Raw genomic sequence first — 15,252 nt, 5'->3', positions numbered from 1 at the left:
GAGCCGCATGTTCACGGACTTCTTCATCCGCCGCCCCGTCTTCGCCAGCGTCCTCTCCATCATCATCACGCTGGTGGGGGCCATCTCCATCCCCTCGCTGCCCGTCGAGCAGTACCCGGACCTGTCGCTGCCGGTGGTGCAGGTGTCAGCCACGTACATCGGCGCGTCCGCGGAGACGGTGGAGAGCGCCGTCACCACCGTGCTGGAGCGGCAGCTCAACGGCGTGCAGGGGATGCGCTACATCTCCTCCACCAGCAGCAACACCGGGCAGAGCAGCATCACCGTCACCTTCGAGCCGGGGCGGGATTTGGACCTCGCCGCGGTGGACGTGCAGAACCGCGTCTCCACCGCGTCCGCGCAGCTGCCGGCCGAGGTCAACGCACTGGGCATCACCGTCAACAAGTCCCAGACGCAGCTGCTGATGGCCTTCGGCCTGTATGACGAGGCGAACCGCTATGACCGCGGCTTCCTCAGCAACTACGCGGACGTCTACATCCGCGACGCGCTGCTGCGCGTGAGGGGCGTGGGGGACGTGCGCATCTTCGGCGAGCGCCGCTTCGCCATGCGCCTGTGGCTGGACCCCACCGAGCTGGCACGCCGGGGCCTGGCCGCGACGGACGTGGTGAACGCGCTGCGCGCGCAGAACGTCCAGGTGGGCGCGGGCCAGGTGGGCCAGCAGCCCGCGCCCGCAGGCCAGACATACCAGTTCACCGTGCGTGTGCTGGGACAGCTCACCACCGCGGAGCAGTTCGGTGACATCGTCGTGCAGCGCGGGCAGGACGGCTCCTTGGTGCGACTGAAGGACGTGGGCCGCGCGGAGCTGGGGGCGGAGAACTACGGCCAACTCCTGCGCTTCAACGGCCGCGAGGCCGTGGGCCTGGGCATCTTCCAGCTCCCCGGCTCCAACGCCCTGGAGGTGCGCGACGGCGTCGTCGCCGAGCTGGAGCGGCTCCGGGCCACCTTCCCCCCGGGCATGACGTACGAGCGCGCCTTCGACACCACGGCGGCGGTGCAGGCGTCGATTGAAGAGGTGCTCGTCACGCTGGGCGAGGCCATCCTCCTGGTGGTGCTCGTGGTGTTCGTCTTCCTCCACGGCTGGCGCAGCGTGCTGGTGGTGGCCACGACGCTGCCTGTGTCGCTGGTGGGCACCTTCCTCTTCATCAGCGCGTTCGGCTTCTCCATCAACACGCTGACGCTGTTCGGCCTCACCCTGGCCACCGGCCTGGTGGTGGACGACGCCATCATCGTCATCGAGAACGTCGAGCGCACCATGGAGCAGGACGGCGTGGACGCTCGCGAGGCCACGCACCGGGGCATGAAGCAGGTGGCCGGCGCGCTGGTGGCCATTGCCCTGGTGCTGTCCGCCGTCTTCGTCCCCGTGTCCTTCTTCCCAGGCACCACGGGCATCATCTACCGGCAGTTCGCGCTCACCCTCGCCTTCTCCATCAGCCTCTCCGCGCTGGTGGCCCTCACGCTGTCCCCCGCCCTGTGCGCCCTCCTGCTGCGCCCCCACGAGGGCCAGAAGTGGAAGGTCTTCCGCCTGTTCGATAGGGGCCTGGACAGGTTCCGGGACGCGTACGGACGGCTGCTCGTCCGGCTCACCGGGCCGCTGAAGTGGCCGGTGGTGGCCGCCTTCGTCGTGTGTCTCGGAGCCACGTGGCTGGTGTACCGCACCACGCCCGCCGGCTTCATCCCGGGCGAGGACCAGGGCTACCTCATCGTCGCGGTGCAGGGCCCGGAGGGCACGTCCCTGGACTACACGCGCCAGGTGCTCATCCAGGCGGAGGACGTGCTGCGCAAGCAGCCGGAGGTGGAGGACATCTTCACCGTGGGCGGCTTCTCGCTGCTGGGCACCGGCGCCAACTACGGCACCCTCTTCGTCAACCTGCGCCCCTGGGAGGAGCGCGAGGAGCGCGAGCAGAGCGTGGCGGGACTCGTGGAGCGGCTGCGCGGCCCGCTGCTGGGCATTGGCGGCGCGCGGGTGCTGCCCTTCGAGCCTCCCGCCATCCGCGGCGTGGGCAGCGTGGGCGGCTTCGAGTTCGTCCTGGAGGACCAGCAGGGCAACCGCACCCTGGCCGAGCTGGCCCAGACGACGGAGGCCCTGGTGGCGCGGGCCAGCCAGGACCCGGGGCTGCGCGGCGTGTTCTCCTCCTACACCGCCAACACGCCGCTGCTGGACGTGGAGGTGGACCGCGAGAAGGCGCTGGCATTGGGCGTACCGCTGGACGCGGTGTTCTCCACGCTCCAGGTGTACCTGGGCAGCCAGTACGTCAATGACTTCACCTTCGCCAGCCGCGTGTACCGCGTGTACGTGCAGGCCGCCGTCCCCTTCCGCAACGAGCCCCAGGACATCAATGCCCTCTATGTGAAGTCGGCGACGGGGCAGATGGTGCCCCTGGAGTCCCTGGTGCGCGTCAGACCCATCACCAGCGCGCAGAACATCCAGCACTACAACCTCTATCGCTCCGCCGGGCTGAATGGACAGGCGGCGCCGGGCTCCAGCACCGGACAGGCGCTGGAGGCAATGGAGCGGGTGGCCCGGCAATCCCTGCCCGCGGGCTACACCTTCGAGTGGACGGGCCTGTCCCAGGAGCAGAAGCAGGCGGGTGGCAGCGTCATGCTCATCTTCGGCCTGGGCGTCGTCTTCGTCTTCCTGGTGCTGGCCGCGCAGTACGAGAGCTTCGCCCTGCCCACCGTCATCCTCCTGGGCGTGCCGGTGGCCATGCTGGGCGCGCTCGCCCTGCAGAACCTGCGCGGGCTGCAGAACGACGTGTTCTGCCAGGTGGGGCTCGTCATGCTGGTGGGCCTGTCGAGCAAGAACGCCATCCTCATCGTCGAGTTCGCCGAGCAGCTCCGCGGCGAGGGGCGCAGCGTGGTGGACGCCGCCATCCACTCCGCCCAGACGCGCCTGCGCCCCATCCTCATGACGTCCTTCGCCTTCCTCATGGGCGTGGTGCCGCTGATGCTCGCCTCCGGCGCGGGCGCCTCCGCGCGCAAGTCATTGGGCACCACCGTCTTCGGCGGCATGCTGCTGTCCACCTTCGTCAATCTCATCTTCATCCCCGTCCTGTATGTCGTCGTCGAGGCCACGCGCCTGCGCCTGCGCGGCCGCCCCGCGCACACGCCCCCCGGTGACCCGACGCCTCCCACGGGCGGCCCGCACGCCACCGAGTCCGGGTGAAACACGGATACCTTGCAAAGACTGCCACAAACAGACACCGGGGCTCGAACGACCCAATGTCGCGAGGCTGAGAGTCTTCGTTATCCTTCGAAGTCTCAATGCCAAACTCTTCGCGCCTCGATGACCAGCGCCGCAGGCTGTATGCCCTCAAGCGCGCGCCCGCGCTGCGCCACACCAGCAACACCGTGCTGTTGCAACTGCTGGACGAGGCCGAGGAGGTCCGCTGGGCCCAGGACGCGGTGCTGTGCCGGGAGGACCAGGAGTCGGAGGGCTTCTTCCTGCTGCTGGACGGCGAGCTGGAGGTGCGCCGCGGCGAGGAGCTGCTGCTGACGCTGCGGCCGTGTACGCCGCTGGGTGTGGAGGCGCTGGTGGGCGGCCGGAGCGCTGTCACCGCGCGGGCGGTGGTGCCGTCGCGGGGCCTCTTCTTCCCCCGCGAGCGGGTGTGGGACGTGGTGCACGCGCGCGCGGGGCTGCGGCAGGACCTGGGGCAGCTGAAGCAGGGAGCCCCCGCCCGCGAGGCGCTGCATGCCCAGGCGGAGGTCATCACGTTCGAGAGCGACCTGCGGGACGCGCCGCTGTCCGCCCTCATCGAGCTGGTGGCGAAGGTCATCGCCCATGACTTCGGAGACCGGGTGCTGCTGCTGCGCGCGGGGCCGGACGCGCTCGTGACGGAGGGCCTGGACGGCGTCCTGCGTGCCACCTTCTCCGAGCCCGCGCCGGGCACACCCTGCCGGGTGGACGTGGAGGTGCTCCACCGACTGACGCTCGAGCACCACGTGGACTACGTCTTCCTGGATGGCTGCTCCATCTCCGGGGCGGTGACGCCGGGCAAGACGGTGCGGCTGGTGGCGAGCCCGGCGCACGCGCGGCCTCCGCTCGGCTCCGGGGGCCGGCTGCTGCCCACGGTGGTCATCGACCCCGAGCGCCCATCTCGCGGCGCACCGCTGGGCGGCCAGCCCCAGCAGGATGGCACCGCCGCGGACACGCGGGTGCTGCCGGCCTGCTGGCTGCGGCTGGGCCTGGAGCGGCTGGTGGGGCGGCCCGTGGACGCGCGGCCACTGGACGCACTGGAGCTGTCCGACGCGGAGCTGGATGCGCTGTCACGCTGGGCGCGGGCCATCACCCAGCGGCGCGTGGGGCTGGCGCTCGGCGGCGGCGGGGTGTGGGGCTTCTACCACGTGCACATCCTGCGCTGGCTGGTGGGCCAGGGCATCCCCATCGACCTCATCAGCGGCGCCAGCATGGGCTCGCTGGTGGGCGCGTACTTCTGCGGCACCGCGCTGGATGGGAAGAGCGGCCTGGAGGGCCTGCTGAGGCTGGAGGAGCGCGCGGTGAACCGCCAGCTCTCGCTGGCCACCACGGGGGCCATCTTCACGACGTACTCGCTGGAGCGCTTCGTGGCGCAGGACCTGGGGCACACCTCGCTGGAGGAGCTGCCCATCCGCTTCCTGCCGGTGACGACGGACCTGACGAGCGGGGACTGCGTGGCGCTGGAGCAGGGGCCGTTGGCACTGGGCGTGCGGGCCAGCGGCTCCGCGCCCGGCCTCTTCGCGCCCACGGTGCTGCCTCCCGCGAGGTACGTGGACGGGGCCTTCACCAGCATGGTCCCCGCCAATGTGTTGCTGAACGCCGGCGCCGACATCATCTTCTCCAGCAACATCTTCCCCTTCGGCGTCCGAGACACGCCGCGCATGTCGAAGACGCGGCTGGGCCGCTTCCTCGCCGGCCTCAACCCGGTGACGCGCGCGCTGGACCTGGTCGCAAGCGGGGTGCTGCTGCTGCACCGCAGCGGGGACTCGGAGGCGCTGCTGGCGGACGTCAGCTACGACATCCAATCCGCGGAGCTGCCGCTGCTGACGGCCATGGACTTCACCCGCGCCCGGGACATCCTGGAGCGGGCGGCATCGGACGAGGCGCTGGCGGCGAAGCTGGAGGAGCTGAAGGCCCACTGGCAGCAGGTGAAGACGCGCGCCACGGCGGGCGCCGCCCGGGCTGGAAGGCAGGCGGCATGATTCCCGTCCGCATCCTCGGCACCGCGAGCGTCCTGCCCGGCCCCGCCGTGACGACGGCCGAGCTGTGCATGCGCGTGGGGCGCGATGCCGCGGAGGTGGCGCGCAAGACGGGCATCCGCACCCGCCACTTCGCGCCGCCCGGCACGAAGGCGTCGGACGTCGCGGCCGGGGCGCTGCGCGGCGCGCTGGAGGCGGCGGGGCTGGAGGCGAAGGCGCTGCGCCGCATCCTCCTGGTGACGTCCATGGGCGGGGACGTCACCACGCCGGCCACCGCCAACCGCGTGGCGGCGGCGCTGGGCCTTTCGGGCAGCTGTGACGCCATGGACCTGAGCAACGCCTGCATGGGCTTCCTGAGCGCGTTCGACCTGGCGGCGCGCTCGGTGGCGACGGGGCTGGGGCCGGTGGGCATCGTCTCGGTGGAGCTGCTGTCGCGCACCACCACGCCGGAGGACCCGCGGCCCTACCTGGTGCTGGGCGACGCGGCGGCGGCGGCGGTGCTGGGGACGGGCCGCCCCGGAGAGGGCGTGCTGGGCGTGGCCCTCGGCAACGACGGCACGCTGCCCACGGACGTGGTGCTGGAGAACCCGCACGCCACGGGAGCGCTGGAGCGGATGCGCTTCCTCACTCCCAGCAAGGAGATGACGCGGGTGGCGCTGGACGCGCTGCTGCGGGCGGCGCGCTCGGCGCTGGACGAGGCGGGCGTGGCGCTCGGCGAGGTGGAGTGGGTGCTGACGCACCAGCCGAACGGCAGCATGCTGGAGGCCATCCTCCAGGCCATGGATGTGTCACCCGAGCGCAGCGTGCGCGTGGTGGACACGGTGGGCAGCGTGGGCTCGGCGTCGCTGGGCACCAGCCTGGACCGGCTCTGGCGCACGCGGCCGGTGAAGCCGGGTGACAGGATTCTCATGGTGGGCGTGGGCGCGGGCGTGGCCCACGGCGCGGTGCTGTACCGGGTGGGAGGATGAGCCAGGCGGGCGGGTTGCCCCTGGCCGCATGGCTGGCCACCTTCCGGTTGCTGCGCCGCTACCACCGCTACGAGGTGGTGAACCTGGAGCCACTCTTGCGTCCAGGGGCGAAGCTCATCGTCGGGTACCACGGGCGGCCGCTGGCCTATGACCTGTGCATGCTGACGGTGACGCTCCACGAGCACCTGGGCTACCTGCCGCATGGCGTGGCACATGGGGCGTTCGACCGGATTCCGGGCCTGCGCGCGGTGGCGGACGGGCTGGGCTTCGTCACCGGAGACGACCCGCGGCTGGCCGAGGCGGTGGCGCGCGGTGAGCATGTGCTGCTGCAGCCAGGTGGCACCCGTGAAGGGTGCCGGAGCTTCCGCCATCGCTATCGGGTGGACTGGGGTGAGCGGCTTGGTTATCTGCGATTGGCCGTGCGCTACCGATTGCCCATCGTTCCGGTGGGTGGCAGCGGCATGGATGATGCTTATCTGGGACTCAATGATGGCTATGCGCTGGGACGGCGTCTGGGAATGCCAGCGAGGCTGCCATTATGGCTGGGCGTGGGGGCCACGGGTGTATGGCCGTTCTCCCTGCCCTTTCCAGTGAAGATGACGCAGTGGGTGGGCGAGCCCCTGACGCGCCACCTGGCTCCCGGCTTCGACGCGGGCGACCGGGGTGCGCTGCTGGCCGTCCATCAGGAAGTGGCAGGCGCGGTGCAGTCGCTACTCGACAGAGCACGAACAACTCAGAGCTGACGTACGGCGGCGACAGGGAAGAGGTACACGCGGCATGAGCAGCATGCAGGGTGAAGGGGACGGCGCGCGGTGGGCGCTCGTCCTCGGGGCGTCGTCGGGGACGGGCGCGGCCATTGCAGAAGCGGTGGCGCGGACGCCCGGGCTGGACGTGTTTGGAGTGCACCGCGGACGGTATGTGGACAGCGCCGTGCAGGTAGAGCGCGACGTGCGGCAGACAGGGCGCCGCTGGGTGCCATGGCAGGCGGACGCGTCCACGCCGGAGGCGGCGGAGGCGGGCGTGGAGGCACTGCGGCAGGTGGCCGGGCCTCGCAGCGTGAAGCTGTTCGTCCACTCCATTGCCGGGGCGTCGGTGGGGCAGTTCCTGACGGAGGGAGAGGACCGGCTGCACGCGCGCCGCATCCGCCGCACGTTCGACACCATGGCGCACTCGTTCGTGTACTGGGCGCAGGCGCTGGTGGACGGGGACATGCTGGCGCCGGAGGCCCGGCTGCTGGGGTTGCAGAACCCGCTGGACGTGACGCACCTGTCCAACACGGGGCTCATCAGCGCGTCGAAGGCCGCGCTGGAGATGTACGTGCGGCACCTGGCCGTGGAGCTGGGGCCGAAGGGGCACCGGGTCAACCTGCTCAAGTTCGGCACGGTGATGACGCCCGCGCTGAAGCACGTGTACTCGCCGGAGGCGCTGGCACGGCTGGAGGCGGCGCACTCGCGGATGAACCCGGCCGGGCGCATGTGCACCGTGGAGGAGGTGGCGCGCTTCGTCACCGTGCTCGCGGGCGACGACGCGGCCTGGTTCAACGGCGCCACGATTGACTTCTCCGGCGGGATGACGCTGAGGCTGATCGACCTGGTGCTCAACCCCTAGACGCTGTCCCAGAAAGCTCGAACCTGAAAAATGGAGATACCCAACCTTTCGACGCTGTCTGAGCCGGAGCTCTACGCCTTTGCCCGGCACCTCATCTACGGACTCGGGAGAGGTTGCGGGATTCGAGTCCGGCCCCAACGCTTTGAGGGGGTTGCCAGCGAGCAGATTCGCAGCCTGGTGAAGGCAACGGCCGTTGCCGAGAAAGTCCCGCCTGACGAGGAACTGGGCTCCGCGTGCCTCGAAGCTGCACATGCACTTGCTGCTGCGGCCTCGGCCGATGACGTGCGCTCGCTCGTTGCACACGCAGTGGACTACATCCGCACGAGGTTCGCGGCCCAGAACAGGAACCAGGAGGTGTGACCCCTGGTACAACTTGGCCACTTGTCCCTCCTCATGTCCCTACTCTCAGGGAAGATGAGGTGGAGGATGTCCTCGGTCTAGCGCCACCTTCAGAGCCGTCAACAACCCGGGCAGTCGCGCCATCAACCTCTCGACTTGCGCGTCAGAGAACTCGACCGGCTCCGCATACAGCTCCGCTTCACATTGCCCACTGGGATGCCCCCAGACGACGTCTGCCGAATGAATGAGCGGCGCCCGGTCCAGGTGCTTGAAAGCCACGGACAGGGCGACGCTGTCGGACTCGTCGGGGGGCCGGCCTGGCAAGAGGCAATCGATGCCGAAATCGTGCCCCTGCCAGTCCGTCAGCGTCCCTACTGTCCAGTCCCAGGTCTTCACCTGCATCTCAGGATGGGCGAGCGCCAGCTCTTCTGCCCACCTCTCGAGGACCGGAAGCAACCTGCTGCGCAGCACTGAAACGGGGTCCATCAATCCCTCGAAGGCGGTACCCAGACCCGCTCGGGACTGAGTGTCGAAATGACCAGGTCGTACTGGTCCTCGAACCTACATGTTGGACGCCAGCCTCTCACGAAGCGGCCCGCTGACTGAAGTCAGGACGGCTCCATTGCATCCATGGATGCAGCGCTGGAAGATGCCCGAGACGATGCCCAGCTCATTCTTGAAGGGAGACCTCTTCCACCACCCGGGCCTGGACGGACTGGCGCATGGCTGCAACTGCGCGGGCGCCATGGGCAAGGGCATTGCCACGGAGTTCCGTGACCGCTTCCCCCGCATGTACACGGAGTACAAGCAGCGCTGCGCGGATGGGCGGTTCCGCCCCGGTGACGTCTTCCCCTGGACACCCTCGCGCCCTGACTTCGAGTCAGAACAGCGGGCCTCCCTCGTCAGGCGTGAGCCGGCCCTCATTGCGGGCGGTGATGAGCCGGCGCAGCAGTGCCTCGCGCTGGGCCTTCGGCATTCCGGGCAACACGGCTCGCAATGCCAGAACGTCCTCCGTACGCCAGCGTCCTGTGCCGAGGGCGGAGACCACCACCTCCTCACCCCTCGCGAGGAGCTCCTCTGCGTCCTCCCGAGCAACCTCTCGCGGCGCATCGGGGGCCGCCGGTGCCCCGCTCGCCAGGGCCGTGGCGGCGAGGGCCGAGGGTGCCGCGACGACCACGGGAGCTCGCGAGCGGGACAGGTCCGCCAGCTTCAGGTCCAGCGCGCTCACCTGGGCGCGCAGCGACACGAGCAGGGCATGCTGCAGCTCCAGCTGCTCCTGGACGGTAGGACCGGCTGGAGCTGGCTCGGCGTCAGCGCTCCGGGCCAGGCCATACCCGCCCACGCCCGCCACGGCGAGGCTGAGCAGCCATCCTCCGACCAATGACGGGCGCATGGGCGGAAGGACTCAGGGGCCCTTGGGGTCCAGGCAAGAGGAGTTCTGGACGATGAGGTTGGTGCAGGTACCCGCTGCATCCCAGCCGAAGTACACGTACGAGTCCGACGTCATGGCCTGGAGCATGTTGACGTAGACCGGGTCGCTCGTGCCGCAGCTCCCAGTGACGGACGCGCTGTCCCTCGCGCTACAGAAGGCGTAGCCCCAGGAATAGACAGTGCAATAGATGTTCTGGATGGCATCGGTGCTGTTGCGCGCCGAGCCCAGCGCGCCACGCGCCCACCGGTTCGTCGCATCCACCGTCACCGGGGACGTGCACTTCCCTCCCGCCTGCGCCACCGCGGGCGCGAGTGCCAACAGCGGGAGAACCATCGCCAGCTTCGCGAGCTTCATGTGCGCAACCTCCCCGAGCCGCGCCCGGAAATCGGAGGCGGTCGCGGAGGAAAACGGGCGTGTCGGAATTCCTTCGCGACCGCGTCATCGCGCGTCGTGGAAGATGATGCCCACCGTGTGGCGCTGGCCGGAGCGCAACCGACTCACCCCGTGTCGCATGTTGACGCGGTAGTACCCACGCGTTCCCTTCACCGGCCGGTGGTGCACCGGGAAGATGACGCCGTCACCCTGCCCCAGCGGCACCACCTCCGCGCGGGACTGCATGCGGGGCCGCTGCTCCGTGAGCACGAACTCGCCACCCGTGAAGTCCTGCCCTGGCGCTGACAGCAGGAAGGCGACCTGCAGCGGGAACACGTGCTCCCCGTACAGGTCCTGGTGCAGGCAGTTGTAGTCGCCCTCGCCGTAGCGCAGGAGCAGCGGCGTCGGCCGCGTCTGCCCGGCCTCGTGGCAGCGCTCGAGGAACGTCGCGTGCTCTTCCGGGTAGCGCACCTCGAGGCCCATCGCCTCGTTCCAGCGGTTCGCGATGCCCACCAGCGGCGCGTACAGCGCCGTGCGGAGCTGCGAGACGACCTCGGGCAGCGGGTAGGCGAAGTACTTGTACTCCCCACGCCCGAAGCCGTGCCGCGCCATGACCACCCGGCTGCGGAACAGCGCGTCCGTTGGATAGCCTTCCGCCAATCCCAGACACTCCGCTGGCGAGAGCAGCCCGCCCACGGTCGCACAGCCGTGCGTGTCCAGGTCCGCCGCGATGCGCTCCCAGTCGAGCGACGCCACCCGCTCCAGAAGGCCAGGAGCCTTGCGACGGCGAACAGCGGCGGTGCCTGCTCCGGAAACCATGAGGCGCTCCCTTTCGAGTTCCTACCGTGGGAGATGCCGCATCCGTCCCACGGGGGCGACCCGGAAGTTGCGACGACCTCACGCCTCGCGCGACGCCGGCATGCGGAACGAGAGGCAGTAGTAGAACGGCGCCACCTGCTCCTCGGTGACGCCCGTGGCCCCCAGGGGCAGCAGCTCCCGGGGACAGTGCGGGTCCTTCGAGTAGAAGGTCAGCGCCCGGAACGCCGCACGCTGGAGCAGCGAGGGACGGACGGACGGGTCCAGCTGCTCGTCCACCACCACCAGCGGCGTCCCGCGCCGGGCCACTCGCGCCATCTCCGCCAGCGCCTTCGCCGGCTCGCGGTACCCGCCAATCCCTCCCACGTGCAGCACCCGGTCGAACGTCCCGTCCGGAAACGGCAGCGCGTGCGCGTCCGCCATCATCAGCCGCACGTTGGAATACGCCCCGCGCCGCACCCGCCGCCGGCAGTGCTTCAGCATGCCCTCGCTCAGGTCCACGCCCCACACCTCGACATCCAGCCCGCCCGGCAGCGCCCGGCGCAGGAGCGGCAGGTTCGCCCCCGAGCCCACTCCCACCTCCAGCACCCGCACCGGCTGCCCGTCCTCGCGCGGCCGCAGCGCGTCCAGCTCCAGCCGGCGAAGGTACCGCTCGCGCATCCGAGTCTCGGTGACGGACTGGAGCACCGGCGTCAACACCGCCGTCAGCGGGTCATGCAGCGCCGGCAGCCCGTCGTAGATGACGCGCATCAGCCGGTCCGTGCCGCGCACCGCGTCCTCGCGGTACAGCCGCGCCAGCCCCCGCCGCACCCGCCAGGACTCGCCACAGCCGACACAGCGAAGCCAGCCGTGGGCGATGTGCCCACGCTCCTCCTGCCCGTGAAACACCAGCGTCTCGCCACAGGCCAGACAGGCCAGCCGCGCCACATCACCCGCCGCCACTCCACTCATGTACCCAGGTCCGCCTCCGCCCGCGCCCAGGCCAGCTCGTCCCGGGTGCCGAGCTCCGTGAACACCTCCACCGCGCGCAGCGCATGCGTCCGCCGCGCCGGGTCGTCCGGAGGCAGGTGCCGCGCCAGCTCCAGCCGCGCCCGGCCCTCCTCGTAGGCCGTGCCCTTCTTCGCCGCCACGGTGACGCACCGCCGCCACGCCTCGTACGCGTCCGGCGCGTCTCCCGACAGCCACGCCTCGCACCCGCGCCACAGCAGCGCGGCCGCCTGGCCGAATGGGAACACCTTCGCGAACGTGGCCACCTGCCGGCGGGCCTCCCTCGCGCTGGCCGTCAGCGACGCGTCCACTCCGCCGTCGCGCTCCCACAGCGTGAGCAGCACCTCCGCCACCGCCATGACGCCGAAGTAGACGAAGTGCGCCACCGGCTTGCCCGCCGCCAGCTTCACCAGCGCCTTCTCCGCCGCCACCCGCGCTCCACCGGTGTCACCCTCGCGCAGCCGCAGGAGCGCCAGCGTGCCCTCCACGATGATGCGGTCCGTGAGGCCGCCCTGGGACTCCGTCCACACCAGCGTCTGCTCCAGCGCGGCGCGCGCCTTCACGTGGTCGCCCAGCCGCAGGTGGATGTGCGCCTGGTAGTGCAGTGCCCAGTGCTGCGTCTGCAGCGCCCCACGCCGCCGCGCCGAGCCCTCCAGCCACGCCATCAGCGGCAGGCCCCCGGAGAACCGCCCCTGGTAGCACTGCACCACCGTCAGCAGCGCGCGGCACTCCTCCGCCAGGCGCAGGTCTCCCACCGAGTCGACGATGCTCGTGGCCTGGGCCAGCCACGCCTCCGCGTCCGCCCACCGCGCCACGTACGCGGCGTACACGGCGTTGCGGTTCAGCACGTAGGCCAGGTCCGCGGGGTTGCCCACCCGCTCGGCCACGTCGCGCGCGCGGCCCACCCATGCCTCCGCCACCGGACGCACCGGCACCGTGCCCGCCACCACCGCCATGTTGGTGTAGCCCCGCGCCAGCTCCGGAGACGCGCCCGCGGGCTCGCACAGGTTCAGCGTGCGCAGGCCCGACCAGAGCACCGGCAGCGCCTCCTGCGAGTAGATGAACGCGTCGGTGAGCCGCATCAAGAGCCGCCCCGCCACCCGCCGCACCCGCCGCCGCTCCTCCGTCTCCTCGTCGTACGCATCCGGCCGCGCGCTCTGCGCCAGCCGCAGCACCATCTGCCCCAGCGTGCCCAGCGCCCAGCCCACGCGGCTGGAAGGCACCGGCCAGCCGAAGTGCCTCAGCGCGCGCTCGGCGTGCGTGCGGAAGGACTGCAGCTCCCCCAGCTGGAAGCGCGCCTCCGCCAGCAGCGACTCCAGGTGGCCCAGCGCCAGCGCGTCCCCCCCGCGCGCGGACACCCGCTCCAGCGCGCGAGCCAGGAACGGCACCGCCTCGCGGCACGCGCCCACCCGCAGCGCCTCCTCGCCGGCACGGCGCGCGTACTCCGCCTCGCGCACCTCGTCTCCCGCCGCGCCCCAGTGGTAGCAGAGCGCCGCCGTCCACTCCGAGCCCGCCGCGTGCGCCGCCTCCATCGCCTCCGCCACGCGGCGGTGCAGGCCGGGCCGCTCGGCCTCGCTCAGCTCCTCCAGTACGCCCTCGCGCAGCTTGTCGTGCGCGAAGCGCCAGCGCCCGTCCGCCACGTCCAGCACCGCCGCCGCCGCGCAGTCCGTCAGCCAGCGCTCCACGTCCACCCCGGGCGCCGCCTGCCGCAACAACGCCGCGTCGATGTGCCGGCCGTAGATGGCGGCCACCCGGAGCAAATCCCGGGACGACGCGGGCACCTTCTCCAGCCGCCGGTTCACCAGCCTGCGCACGCCGCCCGCGAAGACGCGCTCCGGCAGCGCCATGTCCCCCAGCCGGTCCAACCCGCCCGCCTCCTCCGCGAGCGCACGCACCACCTCCACGAGGAAGAAGGGGTTGCCCTCCGTCTCGCGGCGCAGCAGCTCCACCAGGTGCGGCCGGGCCCCGGGCGCGCCAATCATCGACTGGCTGAGGACGGAGATTTCGGCCGCGTCCAGCCGGGGCAGCCGCAGCAGCTCCATGCCGGGCAGCTCGGACGGGAGCGCGGGGGCCTCGTCGTCGCGGAAGCTGCCCAGCAGCAGCAGCTTCAGGCCGGACGCGTGCGCGGCGAGGCGGGAGAGCAGGTGCAGCGACTCGCCGCGTGCCCAGTGCAGGTCCTCCAGGATGACCACGGTGGGCTGCGCCAGCCGGGAGAAGACGTCCTCCACCACCTGCAGCAGCCGGGCCTGGGCCATCTCCGCGCCCAGCTCGGCGGGGTCCGGCACGGGCCGGCCCAGCAGCGCCTCGATGTCCGGCACCAGCGGCTTGAGGACGCTGGCCTCGCGCTCCTCCAGCGGCGTGAGGATGGACAGCCAGCGCAGCACCGGGCGCCACTCCTGGTACGGGCTGCCGCCGGCGGGCACCGACTGGCCCCGCAGCACCGCCGCGCCCCGCACCAGCGCCAGCGCGCGCAGCTCCTCGAGGAGCCGCGACTTGCCCACGCCGCTCTCGCCGCCCACCAGCCACGCGCCACCGTGGCCCCGCCGCGTCGCCTCCAGCACGCCGGCCAGCCGGGCCTGCTCCCGGGCGCGGCCCACGTAGCGCGCGGCCTGCAGGAAGCTCTCGCGCGCGGCGGGAGACTCCTGCGGCACGGGCTGGCCGGTGGCGGCACAGAGCGCGGCAATCACCTCGTCCGCACCGCGCGGCCGCTTGCGCGCGTCCGGCGACACCAGCCGCTCCAGCACCGCCTTGAGCGCGGGCGGGAAGCCGGGCGGCGCGTCCACGTATCCCGCATGGGGCAGCCGGTTGAACATCATCTGGCACGCCATGGCGCCCACGCTGAAGAGGTCCGTCACCTCCGAGGGCGGCTGGTCCTCGAAGAGCTCCGGCGCCAGGTAGCCCGGCGTGCCCGCGGGCTGCGCGCGGTGCACGTGGTCGCGCCCGACGGCCAGGCCGAAGTCCAGCACCTTCACCTGCCCGTGCGCGACGAGCACGTTGGCCGGCTTCAAGTCCCTGTGGATGATGCCGCGCCGGTGCAGGTACGCGAGCGCCGTCAGTGTCTGGATGAGCAGGTCCACCTGCACGGGCAGCGGCTGCCCGGCGCCGGCCTGCACCAGGTGCTCGGCGTCCTCGAGCAGGTCCATGGCCAGGTACGGCCGGCGCTCGGCGTCGAAGCCGTAGTCGAGCACGCTGATGACATGCGGGTGGCGCACCGACGCGAGCGTCTGGAACTCGTGGGCCAGCGACAGCGCCAGCTCATGGCGCGCGGCGGAGGACGGGGTGCCCGCGCTCGGCGGCAGCCGCGCCAGGTCCTCCAGCGTGCGGTGCAGCACCTTCAGCGCGACAGGGCCGGAGAGCAGGTCCTGCGCCCGCCACACGGTGCCCGCGCCGCCGCGGCCCAGGAAGTCGATGATGCGGTAGCGCCCGCCAATCACCTCGCCCTCCATGGGACGACGCGCCGAGTCCTCCGGCCGGAGCTGGCTGTCGAGAGAGAGTTGTCGCATGGGGGGCCGCCCGCCCCACATGATACAGACCCAATCG

At 71.3% G+C, this 15,252-nt stretch carries 12 protein-coding genes; 6 read left to right on the top strand and 6 right to left on the bottom strand.

Going from position 1 to position 15,252, the window contains the following annotated elements; translation table 11 throughout:
* Nucleotides 1–7: 7 nt before the first annotated feature.
* From LXT23_RS37445 to LXT23_RS37420, 6 genes are all read left to right on the top strand, one after another.
* Nucleotides 8–3,181 (top strand): efflux RND transporter permease subunit, encoded by a 3,174-nt coding sequence (locus LXT23_RS37445; RefSeq protein WP_253985222.1) that lies wholly within the window; start codon nt 8–10, stop codon nt 3,179–3,181.
* Nucleotides 3,182–3,279: 98 nt separating this feature from the next.
* Nucleotides 3,280–5,193: a cyclic nucleotide-binding and patatin-like phospholipase domain-containing protein gene (locus tag LXT23_RS37440; RefSeq protein ID WP_253985221.1), complete on the top strand. Its 1,914-nt coding sequence runs from the start codon at nt 3,280–3,282 to the stop codon at nt 5,191–5,193.
* Entirely contained in the window at nt 5,190–6,158 is a 969-nt protein-coding gene (locus LXT23_RS37435; protein ID WP_253985220.1) for a 3-oxoacyl-ACP synthase III family protein, read from the top strand. Before LXT23_RS37440 ends, LXT23_RS37435 begins: the two co-directional genes overlap by 4 nt.
* Nucleotides 6,155–6,901 (top strand): lysophospholipid acyltransferase family protein, encoded by a 747-nt coding sequence (locus LXT23_RS37430; protein WP_253985219.1) that lies wholly within the window; start codon nt 6,155–6,157, stop codon nt 6,899–6,901. The genes LXT23_RS37435 and LXT23_RS37430 overlap by 4 nt, the downstream gene beginning before the upstream one ends.
* A gap of 34 nt (nt 6,902–6,935) precedes the next feature.
* Nucleotides 6,936–7,766, top strand: coding sequence for an SDR family NAD(P)-dependent oxidoreductase (locus LXT23_RS37425; protein WP_253985218.1), 831 nt, complete (start codon nt 6,936–6,938; stop codon nt 7,764–7,766).
* A 30-nt stretch (nt 7,767–7,796) separates the two neighbouring features.
* Nucleotides 7,797–8,126, top strand: coding sequence for a hypothetical protein (locus tag LXT23_RS37420; RefSeq protein WP_253985217.1), 330 nt, complete (start codon nt 7,797–7,799; stop codon nt 8,124–8,126).
* 45 nt (nt 8,127–8,171) lie between these two features.
* Here LXT23_RS37420 and LXT23_RS37415 read toward each other — a convergent pair whose 3' ends face one another.
* The 6 genes from LXT23_RS37415 to LXT23_RS37385 all read right to left on the bottom strand — a co-directional run bounded on the left by LXT23_RS37415 (nt 8,172) and on the right by LXT23_RS37385 (nt 15,215).
* Nucleotides 8,172–8,591 carry a hypothetical protein gene (locus LXT23_RS37415; RefSeq protein WP_253985216.1) on the bottom strand — a complete coding sequence of 140 codons (420 nt, stop codon included), beginning with the start codon at nt 8,589–8,591 and terminating at the stop codon, nt 8,172–8,174.
* Nucleotides 8,592–8,985: 394 nt separating this feature from the next.
* Nucleotides 8,986–9,498, bottom strand: a complete 513-nt coding sequence (locus tag LXT23_RS37405; RefSeq protein ID WP_253985360.1) for a hypothetical protein — start codon at nt 9,496–9,498, stop codon at nt 8,986–8,988.
* Between the two features lie 12 nt (nt 9,499–9,510).
* Nucleotides 9,511–9,891 (bottom strand): hypothetical protein, encoded by a 381-nt coding sequence (locus tag LXT23_RS37400; protein ID WP_253985215.1) that lies wholly within the window; start codon nt 9,889–9,891, stop codon nt 9,511–9,513.
* An 84-nt stretch (nt 9,892–9,975) separates the two neighbouring features.
* A complete protein-coding gene (locus LXT23_RS37395; RefSeq protein WP_253985214.1) occupies nt 9,976–10,665 on the bottom strand; it encodes a 2OG-Fe(II) oxygenase in 690 nt (229 codons plus the stop codon).
* A 141-nt stretch (nt 10,666–10,806) separates the two neighbouring features.
* Nucleotides 10,807–11,676, bottom strand: coding sequence for a class I SAM-dependent methyltransferase (locus LXT23_RS37390; protein WP_253985213.1), 870 nt, complete (start codon nt 11,674–11,676; stop codon nt 10,807–10,809).
* The gene (locus tag LXT23_RS37385; RefSeq protein WP_253985212.1) at nt 11,673–15,215 is read right to left on the bottom strand and encodes a serine/threonine-protein kinase; all 3,543 of its coding nucleotides are present in this window, start codon (nt 15,213–15,215) and stop codon (nt 11,673–11,675) included. Before LXT23_RS37385 ends, LXT23_RS37390 begins: the two co-directional genes overlap by 4 nt.
* Nucleotides 15,216–15,252: the final 37 nt, after the last annotated feature.

This window comes from Pyxidicoccus xibeiensis (assembly GCF_024198175.1).
GTDB classification, from domain to species: domain Bacteria; phylum Myxococcota; class Myxococcia; order Myxococcales; family Myxococcaceae; genus Myxococcus; species Myxococcus xibeiensis.
This window is presented reverse-complemented; position numbering and strand designations above follow the sequence as displayed.